This window comes from Clostridium vitabionis (assembly GCF_015351765.1).
Lineage (GTDB): Bacteria > Bacillota > Clostridia > Lachnospirales > Lachnospiraceae > Clostridium_R > Clostridium_R vitabionis.
Window position 1 is genome coordinate 318,528 of sequence record NZ_JADKQA010000002.1, and the last position, 17,553, is coordinate 336,080.

Annotated in this window: 19 protein-coding genes and 1 pseudogene; 14 read left to right on the top strand and 6 right to left on the bottom strand. The window is 54.0% G+C overall.

What is annotated here, in order from left to right:
* Window positions 1–126 precede the first annotated feature (126 nt).
* The 7 genes from ISF27_RS06365 (at window position 127) to ISF27_RS06395 (ending at window position 8,457) form a co-directional block, all read left to right on the top strand.
* On the top strand, window positions 127–1,830 hold the full coding sequence (locus ISF27_RS06365; protein WP_235986045.1) for an IS1634 family transposase: 1,704 nt from the start codon (window positions 127–129) through the stop codon (window positions 1,828–1,830).
* Window positions 1,808–2,020, top strand: coding sequence for a hypothetical protein (locus ISF27_RS06370; protein WP_194610096.1), 213 nt, complete (start codon window positions 1,808–1,810; stop codon window positions 2,018–2,020). Before ISF27_RS06365 ends, ISF27_RS06370 begins: the two co-directional genes overlap by 23 nt.
* Before the next feature lie 20 nt (window positions 2,021–2,040).
* Window positions 2,041–2,460, top strand: coding sequence for a hypothetical protein (locus ISF27_RS06375; protein ID WP_194610262.1), 420 nt, complete (start codon window positions 2,041–2,043; stop codon window positions 2,458–2,460).
* Between the two features lie 190 nt (window positions 2,461–2,650).
* A complete protein-coding gene (locus tag ISF27_RS06380) occupies window positions 2,651–4,372 on the top strand; it encodes an ICP22 family protein (protein WP_194610264.1) in 1,722 nt (573 codons plus the stop codon).
* Between the two features lie 4 nt (window positions 4,373–4,376).
* Window positions 4,377–4,751, top strand: a complete 375-nt coding sequence (locus tag ISF27_RS06385) for a type IV pilus modification PilV family protein (protein ID WP_207727404.1) — start codon at window positions 4,377–4,379, stop codon at window positions 4,749–4,751.
* Between the two features lie 5 nt (window positions 4,752–4,756).
* Window positions 4,757–5,491, top strand: a complete 735-nt coding sequence (locus ISF27_RS06390; protein WP_194610267.1) for a type IV pilus modification PilV family protein — start codon at window positions 4,757–4,759, stop codon at window positions 5,489–5,491.
* Window positions 5,492–5,517: 26 nt separating this feature from the next.
* The gene (locus ISF27_RS06395; RefSeq protein ID WP_194610270.1) at window positions 5,518–8,457 is read left to right on the top strand and encodes a type II secretion system protein; all 2,940 of its coding nucleotides are present in this window, start codon (window positions 5,518–5,520) and stop codon (window positions 8,455–8,457) included.
* Window positions 8,458–8,522: 65 nt separating this feature from the next.
* On the opposite strand, the gene ISF27_RS06400 is transcribed toward ISF27_RS06395, so the two are convergent.
* The 3 genes and pseudogenes from ISF27_RS06400 to ISF27_RS13605 form a co-directional block, all read right to left on the bottom strand.
* Entirely contained in the window at window positions 8,523–9,470 is a 948-nt protein-coding gene (locus tag ISF27_RS06400; protein ID WP_194610272.1) for a DMT family transporter, read from the bottom strand.
* A gap of 156 nt (window positions 9,471–9,626) precedes the next feature.
* The gene (locus tag ISF27_RS13440; RefSeq protein ID WP_328701536.1) at window positions 9,627–10,247 is read right to left on the bottom strand and encodes a substrate-binding domain-containing protein; all 621 of its coding nucleotides are present in this window, start codon (window positions 10,245–10,247) and stop codon (window positions 9,627–9,629) included.
* 147 nt (window positions 10,248–10,394) lie between these two features.
* Window positions 10,395–10,568, bottom strand: a pseudogene (locus ISF27_RS13605) (LysR family transcriptional regulator); the annotation flags it as partial.
* A gap of 152 nt (window positions 10,569–10,720) precedes the next feature.
* On the opposite strand from ISF27_RS13605, the gene ISF27_RS06410 reads away from it, so the two are divergent.
* The 7 genes from ISF27_RS06410 (at window position 10,721) to ISF27_RS06440 (ending at window position 14,709) form a co-directional block, all read left to right on the top strand.
* Window positions 10,721–11,677 carry an MBL fold metallo-hydrolase gene (locus ISF27_RS06410; RefSeq protein ID WP_194610275.1) on the top strand — a complete coding sequence of 319 codons (957 nt, stop codon included), beginning with the start codon at window positions 10,721–10,723 and terminating at the stop codon, window positions 11,675–11,677.
* Window positions 11,659–11,799 (top strand): hypothetical protein, encoded by a 141-nt coding sequence (locus tag ISF27_RS06415; RefSeq protein ID WP_194610277.1) that lies wholly within the window; start codon window positions 11,659–11,661, stop codon window positions 11,797–11,799. The genes ISF27_RS06410 and ISF27_RS06415 overlap by 19 nt, the downstream gene beginning before the upstream one ends.
* 176 nt (window positions 11,800–11,975) lie before the next feature.
* Entirely contained in the window at window positions 11,976–12,407 is a 432-nt protein-coding gene (gene tnpA, locus ISF27_RS06420; protein ID WP_194610279.1) for an IS200/IS605 family transposase, read from the top strand.
* Entirely contained in the window at window positions 12,404–13,753 is a 1,350-nt protein-coding gene (locus tag ISF27_RS06425; RefSeq protein WP_194608890.1) for a transposase, read from the top strand. Before tnpA ends, ISF27_RS06425 begins: the two co-directional genes overlap by 4 nt.
* 97 nt (window positions 13,754–13,850) lie before the next feature.
* Window positions 13,851–13,931: a hypothetical protein gene (locus ISF27_RS13610; RefSeq protein ID WP_407926070.1), complete on the top strand. Its 81-nt coding sequence runs from the start codon at window positions 13,851–13,853 to the stop codon at window positions 13,929–13,931.
* A gap of 140 nt (window positions 13,932–14,071) precedes the next feature.
* Window positions 14,072–14,416: an AbrB/MazE/SpoVT family DNA-binding domain-containing protein gene (locus ISF27_RS06435; protein WP_194610283.1), complete on the top strand. Its 345-nt coding sequence runs from the start codon at window positions 14,072–14,074 to the stop codon at window positions 14,414–14,416.
* Entirely contained in the window at window positions 14,416–14,709 is a 294-nt protein-coding gene (locus ISF27_RS06440; RefSeq protein WP_456236835.1) for a type II toxin-antitoxin system RelE/ParE family toxin, read from the top strand. Before ISF27_RS06435 ends, ISF27_RS06440 begins: the two co-directional genes overlap by 1 nt.
* A gap of 100 nt (window positions 14,710–14,809) precedes the next feature.
* On the opposite strand, the gene ISF27_RS06445 is transcribed toward ISF27_RS06440, so the two are convergent.
* From ISF27_RS06445 to ISF27_RS06455, 3 genes are all read right to left on the bottom strand, one after another.
* Window positions 14,810–15,637, bottom strand: a complete 828-nt coding sequence (locus ISF27_RS06445) for an SDR family NAD(P)-dependent oxidoreductase (RefSeq protein WP_407926072.1) — start codon at window positions 15,635–15,637, stop codon at window positions 14,810–14,812.
* Between the two features lie 134 nt (window positions 15,638–15,771).
* Window positions 15,772–17,055 (bottom strand): TRAP transporter large permease, encoded by a 1,284-nt coding sequence (locus ISF27_RS06450; RefSeq protein ID WP_194610287.1) that lies wholly within the window; start codon window positions 17,053–17,055, stop codon window positions 15,772–15,774.
* Window positions 17,052–17,546, bottom strand: coding sequence for a TRAP transporter small permease (locus ISF27_RS06455; protein WP_194610289.1), 495 nt, complete (start codon window positions 17,544–17,546; stop codon window positions 17,052–17,054). Before ISF27_RS06455 ends, ISF27_RS06450 begins: the two co-directional genes overlap by 4 nt.
* Between the last annotated feature and the right edge of the window lie 7 nt (window positions 17,547–17,553).

Below are 17,553 nucleotides of genomic sequence, written 5' to 3' on the forward strand. Positions count from 1 at the left end.
AAAAGTAAGGAAATATGCGGGTTCCAGCCATTGCAGAAATGAATCGGCAGTGGTATATTTAGTGTAACGGTTACACTAAATATTGGAGGAGCCATGTACCTCAATACCACGGTCAAAATACCGGAAATGAAAGGCAAAATCATTTCCAAGAAAAAAGGTGAAACGACGTATATCCTGTACCAGTATGGCAGCGAATACCATCCGGATAAGCAGTACGCTGTCCCTCTGCGGACGATTGTCGGGAAGGTATCCCCAGCGGATTCGTCACTCATGTTTCCAAACGAAAAGTTTCAGGTTTATTTTCCGGATGCCGAGATTCCGGATGTACTCCCGTTTGCATACCGAAGCTGCTGTCTGAAGATCGGCTCGTGTGTCATCATCCGGAAGGTACTCGATGAATATAAACTTGTGCCGATGCTCAGAAAGCGTTTTGGCGATGATACCGGCCTTATACTGGACCTCGTTTCCTATCTGATCGTCGATGAAGAAAACGCCGGACAGTATTATCCTGATTTCGCCTTCACTCATCCCCTCTATTCAGAGAAGATGACGATCTACAGCGATTCCAAGGTCAGCAGGCTTCTGAAATCAATCACGAAAGATCAGTGCATCGGATTTCTGGATGACTGGAATCAGAACCGGGATCACAGGAGCAGGATCTATATCTCCTATGATTCCACCAACAAAAACTGCGAGGCCGGGGATATCGACATCGTTGAATTCGGAAAAGCCAAGGACGATAAAGGCCTTCCGGTATTCAATCTCTCGATCGCTATGGATAAATCCAACCGGGTGCCGCTCTTCTATGAAGAGTATCCTGGTTCTGTTGCGGATGTTTCCCAGCTCACCTTCATGGTCGACAAGGTCATGGAGTATAACTACAAGAAGATCGGTTTCATTCTTGACCGGGGCTATTTTAGTAAGGAAAACATCCAATATATAGATGAGAACGATTATACTTTCATCATCATGTGCAAAGGCTGCAAGGCACTGGTTTCGTCATTGATCCTTGAAAAACAGGGCACTTTTGAAACAAAGCGGGAATCAGCCATTCGTGCTTACAAAGTTTACGGAACAACGACTGCCGCAAAACTCTATGAGGATGATACGAAAGAGAGATACTTCCATATCTTTTATAATCCATCAAGACAGGCTGCCGAGCGTGAGCACCTGGAGCAGAGGATTGAAAAGTTCCGGCAGTTTCTCGACAAACACATCGGAAAAGAAGCAAAATTCGGCAAGACCTATCAGGAATACTTTCATCTGCACTACGACCGGAAGGGACATTTCCAGGGTGCAGATGAAAGAACCGATGTGATCGAGCGGCAGCTGCAGCTCTGCGGATACTTCTGCATCATCACATCCGAGAAGATGACAGCCACTCAGGCATTGGTTCAGTACAAAGGAAGAGATATCTCCGAGAAACTGTTCCGCTCCGACAAGACTTTTATCGGTTCTCAGAGCGAACGGGTCCACTCATCCGAGAGTATGTCGTCCAAGATCTTTCTTGAGTTCATTGCGCTGATCGTCCGCAATCGGATTTACAACCTTCTTAAGGAGCAGATGATCCGATTGGAAACCAGACAGAAGTATATGACAGTTCCGGCAGCGATCCGGGAACTCGAAAAGATCGAGATGGTCCGCCGCAATAACAACACCTATAAACTGGATCATGCAGTTACCAAAACCCAGAAGATTATCCTCAGTTCCTTCGGGCTGGGAGATGCCGATATCCGGAAAAACGCTGAGGAGTACAGCAGACTGTTAAGCGTGGCACAAGCATTCGAGAGTAAGGAGGAACCTGACAATGGCGAGGAAGAAATCGACTGAAAGCATCGATGCTGAAATCAACAAGGTCAAATCCGATATGTCCAGGCTGCAGGACAGATATGATAAACTCGCAGACAAACTTAAGGGACTTCAGGAACAGAAACGGCGGATTGAAGCTGATGTCATCATGGATGCTTACCTCAAGAGCGGCAAGAGTCTTGATGAGATCATGACGTTTCTGAATCCCTGAAGGCGTTTAGTGTAACTTTTTTGCAGAGTTCACAGTACTATGAGTCGCTCGCGGCGGTCTATCTGGAGATTGACAGCGCGCCGGACATTTACCTGAAGGATGGAACCCCGGCGGTGTTCGGCAACGCGGTGATGGAGATCGGCCATGGCTTTCATATCCTCCGGATGAATGACCAGATGAAGAGCCTGCTTCGCGATGATGTGCAGGCGGATGGGATGGAGTTTGTCCTTAAGGAGAATAGCGGGATCGCTTCCGTTCTCCGGACCGGGGCGGGAAAAGTGCGCGCACGCCACGGCGTCTGCGATCTCCGGGCGAATCTGGAAGGACAGACCATATACGGGCAGCTCTCTTTCCTTGCGGAGGATCCGGAGCGCGGAAAGACGGCGTTTATCCTGCATCTCTCCAATTTAAACCTGGATTTACTGTTGAAGGGCGAGTGAAGGCATGCCTGGCGGCGGACGCCGCATTTACTTCATTGCGGGTTGGGATTATAATGATTCTGCCCGTGAAGATGCGCGGCATCATGGATCGCGTGATGATCGTGTCAACGTCTGACACCATGCATGCCTGCATCCAGACGGTGGTGGACTTATGGAGCAGATTGTTTGAAAAGTACATACATCTTGGAAAATGAAACACACGCAGAATGTAAGGAAGATAATCAGGAATAAGCTGGGGTCGCAGGGCGGCGCCTCCCTGCTGGTGGCGCTGCTGTTTTTTGCCATGTGCGCGGCAGCCGGATCCGCTGTGCTGGCCGCCGCGACGGCAAGTATGGGAAGAGCCGCGGATGCGGACACGGACGCGAATATCCAGCGGTACAGCCTGGAATCCGCCGCGCAGACAATCGCGGCAGCGCTTGAGGTTCACGGCGATGGCAAGGCACCGGATTTCCAGGCCAGGCAGTCATGGCAGTTTCAGCAGGTTTCCGCGGATTACGGGACGGCGGGGGATACCGGAAGCCTGAATACGGCGGATGCGCAGGTGGTTTATACCGGGACGGTGCCGTCGTCAGACATCGGCGCGGCCATCTATAGCGGGAGCGATTACCTGACGCCCACAGAATCCTATATTACCGCAGGGGATTATGTCCTGAAGGCCGGCCAGGTTGCTGCCTCAGCAGGATATCGCGTGCCCTATCCCCAGCTGGACAGTGCGTGGAGTTCCTCCGGTGACGGCAGCTCCCTCAATAACGCCTGGAACGACACCTGGACAGGCGGCAATGCCGTGCCGGGCAGCGCAGGCCAGCCTGTTCAGTCTTCCGGAAATTCAGGGCAGGTGGCACAGGGCAGCACTGGGGTGGCCAGCACCCTGGCGGATCTGAGAAATACGCTGGCCGAAGGTATCTACCGCTATTACTGGGAAATCATCAATAACGAAGAAGATGATGATGATTCCGGGGATGCCGATGGTTCCGGGGATGCCGATGATTCCGGGGAGACCGATACTTCCGGGGATACTGAGGATTCCGGCGGCGATGAGGATGACCCGTGGGATATGGCCGCGCCGCCGGATATTACGGCGAGCGAGTGGCAGAGCCTCGTCGAGGATGCGGACAGCTACACAGTTGCCACAGATCAGGATGCCCCGCTGACGATCGACGCCTCGGAGATTTCCGGTTCCATCTACCCGGTCTATGCGGATCTCTCGATGGATCAGACGTTCACGATGACGATCCACCTGTATTGTGGCAGCAAAAATGGCAAAGATACCACGAAATCCATCAGGGGAAAATGTGATGCTTATACGTCGCAGCTCTGGCTGATCGTCCGGCCATCTGCGGGTTCATCGGATGCCGGGGACGCTTCGGGTAACGAGGACGCTCAGGGTAACGAGGACGCTCCGGATGCCGGGGACGCTCCGGATGCCGTGGAGGCTCCGGATGCCGGGGACGCTCCGGATGCCGGGGATGCTTCAGCGGCGCCGGGTGCTTCAGAAACTTTGGTATCTGCAGATGCTTCAGGTGGGGAGGCGGAACCGGTCGTCAGGTTTGAGCAGACGAGCGCGCCTGCCGAGACCAGGAACCTCCCTGACCTCTATACACTGGTGGGGAAGGATCTGACGGTGAGGGCGGCGAGCCTGGATGAGGCAAAAGAGGTTGTCTCCCAGCTGTACCAGGGGAGCAATGATATCGCCCAGTTTAAAGACGCACAGGAACCGGCCGGCGGGGACGCGGAGTATACCTACGACCTTTACCAGCTCACAAAGTCTGACGCGAAGGTATCCCGCACGACATACCAGCGCACGGTAACATTTTCCATGAACTGGGAAGACGCGGAGATCACCTCAGTGGATCCGGACAGCAGGGATTCTTCAAATGCGAAGGGGGATAGTGGTTCAGCCGATGGCCAATAAATATTTGAGAAAGCTTCATGACCGGAGAGGGGAATCCCTCGCGGAAGTGCTCGCTGCCATGCTGGTGATGGCGCTCGGGATGACGCTCCTGGTCTCCATGCTTGCCGCTTCCAGCAAGCTGATCGCAAAGTCAGATTCGCGATTTTCCCGAAAAATCGGACAGAAAAACAACATTGAGGCGGTGGGAAATGTCGATGGAGCGGTTTCCTCAGGCGAGCGTCGCGGAAATCTCAAGATCACCGGGGAAAATGGCAGTGCGGTAACCGGCAAAGACCCTGATTTTTCCAGCAGCCTGAGGAATCTGAAGATTTCCCTGCCGGTGATCGGGGAAAATTCGGATAATCTTGTCCTGACGTATCGGTATGGCGGAGACAAATGAAAAAAATGCGGAGTTCGGAACAGACCAAGAGATGGAACAGGAAGGGATTCTCCCTGGCGGAGACACTGGTGACGCTGCTGATCCTGTCGTTTGTCATGGGGGGCATTGTCAGCGGTTCTTCCGCGGCGCTCAAGGTATACCGGCAGGCAAGAAGGAAGGCGGATGCGCAGACGCTGCTTTCCACCGCGATTCTCGCGCTGTCGGAAAATCTGTATTACAGCAAAAACGTGTCGTATGATTCCAGTTTCCAGGTAACGGGCTTTGATTCGGAGACGACCGGATACCGGCAGACCTATGCGAATGGTGGAACAGACGGGATCTATATCGTGCCGCCGGAGGGCGCGGATGCTTCGAGTGTATCCGGGGCTTCTGACGCCGCCGGCGCTTCCGGGACTTCGGGTGCCTCCGGGGTCTCAGGTTCTTCCGGGGGCTCTGGCGCTGCCGGCGCCTCCGGAGGTTCAGGCACTGCCGGAATTTCCGGGACTTCGGATACCGGGTTCGAGGCGCTGCCCCGGTCAGAGAGCGTGCCGGTTGTATCCGCGAAGACCCAGGTGAAGTCAGGCCTCAACCTTTATGCCTCCCTCAAGGACGGCGCAATTTATTATGATCCTGGGCATCAGTGCTACTATTTTACCGTCGAGATCCTGGACGCTTCTGACGGCACACACCAACAGCCGGTTGTGGAGCAGAAAGCATATATCCGTTCGTCATTGACGATCGGGACAGGAGACGGCCAGTAAGAGGGAAGATCTGCGGGGCAGGATAAATGTCTAGTTTGTTTGGAAAGCATCAACGATTACAAAAGTTTGAGGAAAAGCGCGAAAAAAATCATTCCGGGTTTACGCTCGCAGAGGTGCTGGTGGTTATCGCAATCATCGGCATTCTCTGCGCGTTTGGCTTTACGGGAATAGCCCAGTATCAGCGGAACCTGAAACTCACAGAGATGGATGATACCGCCCGGGAGATATTTGCCGCTGCCCAGAACCATCTCACCGAAGCCCGGTCTACCGGCGAATGGGACAGGATTTACGCAAAGAATACGGCAAATGCTTCCGGCGGGGAGAGGTTTTATTTTGGGGAAAATCTCACGGAGAAGCAGGCGCAGGCTGCGGGGATTCCGGTTCCGGACGGCGATGATTTCCGAGTTGTCCGGTACCCGGATGGCCGGTTTTCTGATGAGGACAGCATCTTTGACCGCGATAAGTCTGTGCTCGGCATCATGCTGCCGCTGGGCTCCGTCGATGAGACTGTCCGCAGGGGCGGTTCTTATGTCATTGAGTATGACGCCACCAGCGCCTCCGTCTATGGCGTTTTCTATACGGACGACAGCAGCGGGGTCACGGAGGCGGATATCTCCGCGATTGACCGGATGGATGGCGGCCGGGACAATTCCGCGAACCGGATCCGCTACAGCCGCGAGGGAAGCGGCCATCGCTATGCCATCGGGTACTATGGGGGTTCTATCGGGGCGGATATCCGGAAACAGGGAAGCGGCTCGGCGGAAGAGGCGGACGTCACCTACACGCTGGATCCGGTGAAGGTTGAGCTGGTCAACGAGGAACGGCTCCTCCTGGTCGTGACCGATCCCAACCCGGTCTCCCTGGAGAGGCAGTATCATACCCTGTACTCAAAATATCCGCACAGCACTGTCGAGCGTGCCAGCTATCAGCTGACGCTCTCTCTTCATGAAAATCATTCGGACCGCCAGGTTCTGCTCCCCGTTGGCCAGCCCGACTACGCTGACCCGGAAAATGGCGTATCGGTCTATGTCCTGGACAGTGTCACAGACGGAGAGGATAAGCAGTTTAAGCGCTTTGCCTCGGCCTCGCCGCGCACGGCGGATGCTTCTTCCAGTGCAGCGGATTCGTCAGAGGGCACAGATGGCCTGACCCTGGGCGCGGATATCTACGTCTCCGCGGAGGCTTCGGCCACATGGGGTGGCCGCACCATCCGCGCGGAGGAGAAGTCGAACGTCACCAATTCCTTATTTGCCGATCATTCGACGCCGGTTTCCGCCAGGATCGCCAATGGCCGCCATCTGCAGAATCTTTCCCAGCCGGTGTCGTCCATCAGCACGGTCACGAGCGCGGTTATCGTGAAGGATATCCGCTGGAACGGGGGAGCGGAGGACAGTTTTGCCGGCAAGATCAAGGAAGAAAATCGGAAATATGCCGGTACTGCATCAAAGCTTACCGGAACCGCAGGGGATTTCCAGCCGATCGTCAACCCGCAGCTGGAGCAGCTGAGCGGCTCGTTTACTGCCCCGGATTCATCCGAGGCCTCATCGCCATATCCAGTCCTTTCCTCCTTTACCATCCAAGGAGAGGGAAATGCGAGTGCCGGCCTGGTCGCCTCGGCAGATCATAGTATCCGGATCTCCGGGCTTACGCTGGATAGATTTACGGTGACTTCGAACGGGGGGCCTGCCGCGGTACTGCTCGGCACCGTAACGGCTGGTTCTGCGGCGCCTGGATCCGGCAGCGCGCTGCTCGTCGATCTGGTCAGTGTCAGCATCACGAATTCTTCTGTGCAATCCCAGACGGGCTCTGCCGGGCTTCTGCTTGGCGAGGCGGCTGAACAGGTTAACCGGGTACTGATCTCGAATTGCGCTTCATCCGGAAAGATTTTGGTTCAAGGCGGCATAGCCGGCGGCTTTATCGGCAGCTCCCATGCAGGATCACTCATCATCACGGATTCCGCGATCGGGACAGATCCGGCGGGGACGCCGGCAGGCGCGTCAGCCGTGCAGGCAGGCACGTCAGCCGGTCAGTCAGATACGGTGCCGGCTTCGACAGGGAAATCGGCAGGTTCGGGCACCAGCCAGCCGTTTGCGGTTTCCGGAACCGGCGCTGCCGGGGGAATGATCGGTGCATTATCGGGCAGCCTTACCGTCAGGAACTGCCGGGTGATCGGGGGAAAAGAAGGCACCGTGACGGCGGGAAATGCCCCTGCCGGCGGCTTCATCGGCGCGCTGAATGTTACCTCGGCATCCAGTTTGTCTCAGAGCTTTTCCTCGGTGTTGGTCCGCGCGGCGGGGGATGCCGGCGGATTTGCCGGGAATGCCGCCGGAAGCGGAAACCTGGTCATCGACCGGTGCTATAGCGGCGGGCGCACGGTAAATGGACAATATGCGCAGGATGCCGCGAATGTTACTTCTACCGGCACCGGCAATGCCGGCGGTTTCATTGGAAGCCTGAGCTGCGCGCTCCAGGTTACCAGCAGCTATACGACGGACTCCGCACAGAGCGCGGCGGGTAGCGCCGGCGGCTTTATCGGTTATGTGGGTGGAAGTCTTGTCGCCTCGAATACATATTGTACCGGGTTTGTGCGCGCGCAGGGTACGGGCAGCGCCGGGCTCTTTATTGGGAGCCTCGGCGACAGCGCCGCGCTTAAGGGTGAAAATAATTATTGCCTGAAAGTTCCGGGAAATGAAGGACTTGCGGTGATAGGAAATGGAAACCCTGCGGTGGGGAATGGCAGCCTGTCTTCGGATTTTGTGAAAATCGCGGAAGTGACAGATCCGGATTCACCCGTTGCGGTCAACAGTGGGCAGCAGGCAGCGGCCTTTCCCTTTGACGGGAGCATTTCCTTCAGAAAGTATCCCTTTAAGACCGTCGAGCAGCTTGCCGGCGCCGCATCGGCGTCAGGAGAGCATGTGGGCGACTGGCCGGCGGCAGATGCCGCCGCACAGCCATCGGGAGGGTGAACATCCAACCAAGAGGCCAGATTCCCGTGAAGCGGGAGAACATCCATCAAGAAGGAGAGCATCCATCAGCGTTTTTTTCTCCCGGATAAGATGATGCCGGCGCTCACCATTACCAGGGCGAGGAAGACGCGGATACTGAAGGCCTCCCTGGCCTCCCCGAGAAACAGCGCGGAGAGCAGGACGCCGAGTACCGGGTTCATGAACCCGAGAATCGTGATCCGGCTCACATCGTTATATTTGAGCAGGAGCCCCCAGAGCGTGTAGGCCCCCGCCGAGATAAAGCCCATGTAGAGGAGAAGTACCCACGCGCTTGGACCGGTCGGCTGGAGCCGGCCGCCAAGCAGTAAGCCGGCAATGGCAAGCACGATTCCGCCGCAGAAAAACTGCCAGCCGCTCAGGGTGACCGGATTTTCCTTATTTCCGAACTTTTTGATGAAACAGCCGGCAGCCGCGTTGGCGAGGGCTGCGATGACCATGCAGCCCTCGCCGGCAAAGCTGACCGGACCTGCGGCAGACGCGCCTTTGGTCACGATGAGCAGGACGCCGAGAAAGCCGATCATGCAGCCGAGAACTTTGCCTGTGGTCAGCTTCTCAAATCGGAAGACAAACGCGGCAAGAAACAGCGAGAAGAAGGTTCCGGCCGCATTGATGACCGAGCCGCGCACGCCGCTCGTGTGCGCGAGCGCGGTGTAGAAGAAGATGTACTGCAGGATGGTCTGGAACAGCATCAGCACGAAGACATACGGCCAGCTGGTTTTCTTCGGATAGAGAAATCTGTGCTGCTGGATGCTTCCCAACGTGATCACCATGATCCCGGCGATAAAGAACCGGACACCCGCAAAAACGAAGCGCGATGCCAGATCGCCGGCACCGATCGTGAACAATTCATAACCAATCTTGATCGCCGGTGAGGCGGAACCCCAGAGAAAACAGCAAATGAAGGCAAAAAAGAAGACTGCTGCCGGGCGCGTCCAGAATTTTTCTGATCCGGTTTTCGTCTGTGTTGAATCCATGTCCGTTCTTATCCCCCTGTTTTTGGCTAAGTATGATTAGGCAATACGAAAGGTATTCTACCATACCAAAGGGGTTCTTGCCAGGACTCTCCGGTATGGAGGGATGGTTTGGCCGGCAGGGGGAACCACACGTGAAGAATGGAAGTTTTCAGTTTTTTAATCCCGTTCGTCTGCGGGAAGGTTGTAATAGTCCAGAACAAAATTCCAAAAATCCTGCGCAGCCTCGGTCAGCAGCATTTTCCGTTTTCGAAGGAGACGGATGCGGCGGAAGGATTCATAATTTTTAATTTTTAAGATTTTCAGTCCGGGGCAGAGCATCCGGGCGTCATCCAGACAGGCGTTGGGCAAAATGGCTACCGCAGATCCGGAACGGACAATGTGCATTTTCAGGAGAAAGTCATCTGTCTGAAATAGGATCCGGGGCCAGAAGCCCGCATTCTGGCAGATCTGGTAGGTTATGTCATTAATGAAGGCAGTATTGACGCGCATGGTAATGAATGGGGCGTCCTGCAGAAGAGACAAATCGATGGTATCGGTATCGACGGGCAGATCATTGAAAGCAGGAAAGGCAGGACCCATGACCAGAAACATCTGTTCTTCAAACAGGGTCTGGGAAACCCAAAACTGTCCGCTGCTGCTGTCTGATACCGCATCTTCATTTGCGGAACTGCGGAGAATAAAATCTGCTTCGTGATCGGAAAGGGAGCCCATCTGACCTAAGGAGGATTGCAGAAGCATGAATTCTGTCAGGGGATTCAGCCGCTGGTATTCCGCCACACAAGGCCAGATGATGGGTGCGAAGCACCAGCAGTCGACAGTGATGCGGTCTGTGATGTCATAGATGGTATTTTTTACATCCAGGATTCCGGCATCCAGGTATTGCAGAGATTTTTCCGCATATTCCCGGAACCGTCTTCCGTTGGCATTGAGCCGGATGCGGTTTCCTATCCGATCAAACAGCGGCGTGCCGAGTTCTCTCTCCAGGGTGTGCAGAGATTTGCTCAGGGTGGGCTGCGCGATATTTAGAAAATCCGCAGTTTTGGATACATGTTCATATTTGACCAGAGCCATAAAATATCGGAGTTGCTTCAGTTCCATTCTGTCACCTCAAAGGCTTGTTATAGCTTCCAGGCTATGATAGCATGATCGCCGTAAAATTGTAAAGAATAATGAAAAATAGTAGACTTTAATCATCAGATTTGGCAATATGGCGGCTGCGCAGAGCCAGAATATGAAGAAAGCAGGTAAATATGACGAAAATCAATCGTTTTGGCAACATGATGCCTTCAGAGGAACAGAAAAGACGGCCCTACCTTCTGGATCGCACGCCGTTTCAGATTGCGGGCAATCTTTATTATGTCGGAAATGAATGGTGCAGCTCTCACCTGATCGATACAGGATCCGGACTGATCTTGCTTGATGTTCCGTGCGCTTCAGGACTGCCGGGGCTTTTGTATAATATCGACTACCTCGGATTTCATATCAGAGATATCCGGTACATTATCGTATCCCATGCGCACACAGATCATTTCGGCTGTGTCAACGCGCTGGTGCACAGGACTCATGCCAAGACATTTCTCGGAGCGGTGGATGCACAGGATATGCGGGAGCATGCGGATCGCATGGAAGCAATGAATCAGAATCTGGGAGTATATAACGAGACCTTTTCGCCAGACGTGGAGCTGCAGGACGGCGACATCATTGAACTGGGCAATACCAGGATACGCTGCGTATTTACACCGGGACACACGGTGGGCGTGATGTCACACTTCTGGGACATGCAGTATAAGGGAAAAACGATTCACGTAGGCATCTACGGAGGGGCAGGTTTTGGGTCTCTCTCGCGGAAGGCGCTGGAAAAGAACGGGTTGCCGCTTTCCATGCAGCAAACGTTTCTTTCTTCTATCGATAAGGTATGGAATGAGCCGGTAGATCTGATGCTGGGGAATCATCCATTTCACAATGATGTCTATCAAAAGTACATGCGCAGATGCAGGGGAGAGGAGGAGCCCTTCATCGATCCGACGGAATGGCACAGGTATCTGCAGGAGCTGAGAGACTGTTATTCGGAATTTCTGAAGCTGAGTGACGAGGAGATTGAACGCATGTACGCTTCTAGCCAGCTGCAGGCGTATTATGACGGCTGTTTTGAGAGCGACGGAGGGGAAGGTGAGGATACACCTGGAGAATGCGATCGTGTCAGCTGACGGATGAGGTACGGCAGCAGATGAAGGATGCGGCGGCTCCGGCGATTGAGACAGTCAAGGAGGCGGTCGGAAATGACGCAATGTATGCGGCAGTGGAAAAGCTGATTGCAGAAGCCAAGTAAAAGGGGGAAGGGGAAAACTGATAGGCATGATACCGTACGGGGTTACCTGTGCGGTATTTTTGAAAATTTACCGGCGCATTCTCGTGACTTCAGTCATGAGTTAGCCGGTAGAAGAATTTAGAAACTTTTTAGATCATGCAGGTGCCAATTACCACTGCATATGCTATAATAATTACATGGATAAAAGTGTTTATGATACAAGAGAAAATGATCTTACATATGGTCGTGGATATGTGTACAGCATTCAGTATCACATTGTATGGTGTACAAAATATCGTAAAGCAGTCCTTCGGCACGGCATCGACGATGACCTGAAAGCGTATCTGATGCAGATTGCGGCAGATTACGATTTCAGTATTCAGGCTATGGAAGTCATGCCGGACCATGTACATCTGCTCATATCCTGTAAGCCGCAATTCTGCCCGTCGAATATGATCAAAATCCTGAAGGGCAATACAGCAAGATGGATGTTTATTCATCATCCGGAACTGAAATCCAGCCTTTGTGGCGGGCACTTATGGAATCCATCCTATTGTATTGTCACGGTAAGTGACCGAACAAAGGAAATGGTTGAGCAATATATTCATTCTCAGAAAGCGAAATCATGAAGCTGACTGCCACGTATTCCGTGAAACTAAATAAGAACGGCATATCCCGTGCCCTGAAAGATACGGTTGATCTCTACAGGAAAGCTGTGGATTTTTACATTTCCGTCATTAACGGTGAGTGGGATGCTGCCTTTTGCACGATCACAACGCAGAAAGCGGCGGTTAATACAGCGGAAGCATTGTCTGTTGCGACGAAGAAGCGCCCCGCTGTGAAATACGACTTTGGCACCGGGTTCTACAAGTTTCCCAGCTACTTACGAAGAGCGGGAATTGCGGAAGCCTTTGGAAAGGTGTCTTCCTACAGATCAAACCTTGCAAACTGGGAATCTTCCGATCCCCGTACCAGGGGCGCAAGACCCGGTTTCCCGAAGGCGGGCTTTGTGTGCCCTGCCCTGTACAGAGGCAACTGCTATGTCCGCGTGGATCATTACACCGCACGGATCAAAGCTTTTGTCCGCAACACATGGGATTGGATCACAGTCCGCCTCCGCAAAACGGATGTGGATTATATCCTGCGCCACTGCCAGTTTCGAAAGGAATGTGTACCTACGCTTCAAAAACGTGGCAAGTGCTGGTATCTGGATTTTCCATTTCAGCAGGAAGGTAAGCTGCACAATACAGAGATTTTCAATCAGACCATAGTGGCGGTCGATCTTGGCATGAACAGCTGCTGTGTATGTTCGGTCATGCGGCCGGATGGCACGATCCTTGGAAGACGATTTCTCCGCCTTCCAAGAGAGTACGACTCTCTTACCCGCAAGGTATCGCACATAAAATACGCGCAGCGGCATGGCTCGAGAAGCGTGCGCCGCTTATGGAAGCTTGCTGATGGTGTGAATGATGATATTGCCGTAAAGACAGCGCAGTTTATTCTTGATACCGCTGTCCTGTACAGCGCTGACACGATTGTCTTCGAACACCTCGACCTTAGCGGCAGGAAACGCGGCTCAAAACGTCAGCGCCTGCACTTATGGAAGGCAAGACGTGTACAGGCGGTTGTCAGCGACAAGGCGCACGCCCTTTCCATGCGGATCAGCAGGATCAATGCCTGGGGGACCTCACGTCTTGCGTTTGACGGCTCTGGCAGGATCCTGCGCGGCAGGGAGTCTTCCAAGACAAATGGGAATTACAGCCTGTGTGAGTTTCAGACAGGCAAGGTATACAACTGCGATCTCAATGCCAGCTACAATATCGGGTCACGATATTTTGTGCGTGAGATCTTAAAGTCCCTTCCGGTAACGGAAGGGCAGCGCATCCAGGCAAAAGTTCCCGGATGTGCAAAGAGAAGTACCTGCACACTGTCCACACTCATTCGTTTAGACGCAGAACTCCATGCTGCGGCATAGGGTATCGGTATCTTAACTGTATCTGTGGTCAGCGAGTCCATTACTGCCGGAAGGTGGTATGGAAGCACGCGACTTTGGTCGTGTGAGACTTCACTGGATGGAGTCCGCCATCCTTTTTGCCCACCTGATCTTTACTCTTGCTGCGCCTGAGTACATCTGGATCATTATCGGGATCTGAAAACCTATATCGCTTGACTTTCTGCTAAAAATACACTATCTTAAAACCAAGAAACAAAGAAATATGTATATCTGTGCTACTCGTGGCATAGAAGGGGAGGAATAGCAACGGCGGTTATGACGGCAAGGAGATCTCACGGTATGGAACGGAAAATGATTCGCATTTCTGGAAAACGTCAGATCACGATTCCTCAGAAATATTTTGATTTGCTGGGCTTTGATACGGAAGCCGAGTGCATTTTGCGCGGCAACGAGCTGGTGATCCGTCCGGTCTCTGAGCGCAGCGGCGGTGAGTTCGCCGAAGCGATCCTGGCGGATCTGATCTCACAGGGCTATCAGGGGGACGAACTGCTGTCAAAGTTTAAGGAAACGCAGAAAAAAGTGCGCCCTGCAGTAAAGACGATGATCGATGAGGCGGACGCACTAGCCGCAACTGGCGGAAGCACTGCTTCTCTGGACGACCTGTTTGGGACGGAGGAGCGGTGATGATGTATGAGCTGAAGTTTCTGCCCGGTGCGGAGCGGTACTTCAAGAAAATTAAGGAAAAGGGACTGAAAGCCGCTTTCCGCAAAGCCTTAGAGACCGTTCAGAACGATCCATACGCAGGGGAAGCCAAGGTCGGTGATCTTGCGGGTGTGTATGGGTTTGATGTGTTCTATAATAGAACGAACTACGAGATCGCTTATCGGATCTATGAGGAAAATGGGCAGCTTGTGGTCGTGATCCTCGCGGGAACGCGTGAAAACTTTTATCAGGAATTAAAACGCTATATGAAATGAAGAAGGCCGCCCCGAAAAGAGGCGGCTTTCTTCATGCAGTCAGAGCGCGGCAGGCCATCTGCCCAGTCAGCGCGTACTTCTATAGAATTGTCCGCAGGAATTACATCACCAGGTATCCGCCGTCTACCGGGATAACCGCGCCGCCGAGATAATTGGAAGCGTCGGAGGAGAGGAAGAGCGCGGGTCCCTTCATGTCGTCGCCGGTGCCCCAACGGTGTGCCGGGATCCGGTTGGTGAGTTCCATGAAGCGCGGGTTCGCGGGGTCAGTCAGGGCTGCATTCATTTCGGTATCCATATAGCCGGGCGCCAGGGCGTTGATATTGATGCCGTAGCCGAGGAGGTCATTGCTCATGCACTTCGTGAGCTGTGCCACGCCGCCCTTTGCCGAGGCGTAAGCCGGAACAGTCTTTCCGCCGAAGAACGAAGCCATCGAGGCGATCAGGATGATCTTGCCATAGCACTTCTTCGGGCCGTTCGTAATCGGGACAACGCCATCCGCCTGTGCCTTCTTGACGAAAAGATCCGATGCGGGTCTCGCGAGCCCGAACACGGAATCCAGATTGGTTCCGATGACCTCATGCCATTCATCTGCCGGGAATTCATTGGACTGATGGCGTCTCTGGATGCCGTGGGCTACGATCAGGATGTCCAGGCCGCCGCCGAGAAGAGAGACTGCCTTTTTGAAGGCATCCTCGCCGGCTTCCAGGGTATCCAGATTTGCCGCCAGGCCGTGGCATTTGTAGCCCTTGGCGGTGTACTCGTCCGCGACATCCAGCGCGCCCGGATGCCCGGCGGTTCCTCTTTCCTTCGTTCCGATGACAACAACTTCGGCGCCGCCCTCCAGCAGGCCTTCCGCCATGCCGCGGCCAAGGCCGCGGGTAGCACCGGTGACAATGGCTTTCTTGCCAGCTACATCAAACATATTCAGAGCACTCATGGGAATCTCCTTTCGCGATCAATCGCAATGCAATATTGGATGTTTTGGGGTATCGCCAGTGTGCGCCGGATGCGGCATACACTGGCGTCTGTTCGTGTGTTTTCAGGCAAATGCCGTACTTTTCTTTATTTGACCAGGCTCGGCAGCAGAAGGGCAATCTGCGGGATGTAGGCAAAGAGGAAAGCGCAGGCAATCTCCACGGCGACAAACGGGATGAGGTTTTTCGCAACCCGTCCGATCGGCTGGCCGCTCAGGCCGCAGGAGACGAACATGCAGGTGCCGAACGGCGGGGTCGCCTGGCCCATGGCGAGCAGGAAGACGAATACCAGGCCGAATTGTACCGGGTTGATGCCGAAGGCAGCGGCGATCGGAGCCAGGATCGGGCCGAGGATCAGGTTGGTGGCGCCGACCTCAAGGAACATGCCACAGATCGTAAGAAGGATGATGACAATCAGCCAGAAGATGTACTTATTGGAGACCACAGAGAGCATCAGCGCGGTAACCGCCTGCGGAATCTGGTAATAAGAAATCAGCCAGCCGAACATCTGCGCCGTGACAACCAGGATCATCAGGTTTGCGGTGCCAACTGCCGTGTTGCAGACGATATCCCAGACGTTCTTCATGGTTACCTCGCGGTAAACCGCGATGCAGATGATGAAGCCGTAAACCACGGCGATCACCGCGGATTCTGTCGGGGTGAAAATACCGGCATAGATGCCGCCGAGGATGATGATCGGCATGATCAGCGCCCAGATGGCATCCTTGAAGGAAATCAGGAACTGCTTGAAGGAGAAGCCGCTCGACTTCGGATAATTGGATTTCTTCGCCTTGTAATAGGCGTATACACAGAGGCCGATGCTGGCGACAATGCCGGGCAGGATGCCGGACATCAGGAGGGCGGCGACGTCAGTTCCGGTGATGTTGCCATAGATGACCAGCACGATCGACGGGGGAATGACAATGCCGAGCGTACCGCCGATGGCCTGGACGGCAGCCGCATAATCTTCCGGATAGCCGCGCTTCACCATTTCCGGGTACATCAGGCCGCCGATGGCAGCGGTCGTCGCAACCGAGGAACCGGAGATCGCCGCGAAGAAGGTGCAGGCGACGATGGATACCAGGGAAATTCCGCCGGAAATCCAGCCGACGAGAGAGTCTGCAAATGCGACCAGGCGCTTGGAGAGGCCGCCCTTCGACATGATGTCGCCGGCGAGCATGAAGGCCGGGATGGCCAGCATGGAGAAACTATTGGAATTGGTGAAAATTCTCTGGGAAATAACGACCAGGGTGAGTTTTGGGTCAATCAGGATCGCTGCCACGCAGGCGAGACCCATGGCCCAGGTGATCTCCAGGCCTGCTGCCATGGCAACGAGCATGACAACGATGAGAACAACGGCTGCGGTGCTCATGCTTTTTCCTCCTTCGCTTCGTATCCTTCGACATATTCATAGGTATCAATAATAATGGAAATCCCGTTCAACAGGAAGCCGATGAAGACGATCCCATACATGATTCCCATCGGGATCAGCATAGCGGGGCTCGTCTCCGCGTGGCCGATCGCGATCATTTTCCAGCTGCTGTAGACGAACATGAAGCTGACAATGGTTGCCAAAATGCGGCGGACCATGCTGAGAATGAAGCTTGCCTTCCCCTTCACATAATTGTCGATGATTTCAATGCGGACGAAGAGGTGATCCGTCGTCGCGAGGTTTATGCCGAGGGCGATCAGGGCCACGAACAGGAAGCGGGAGAGCTCCTCTGACCAGGTGAGGCTCTTGAAAATGACGAACCGGCAGAAGGTCTGCAGGAAAACGACCACCACGATTCCGACCAGGATGGCGCCGATCAGCCATCTGTTCAGTTTCTGAAGTTTCTTGAATGCGTTACTCAATCCTTCCATAGGGAAA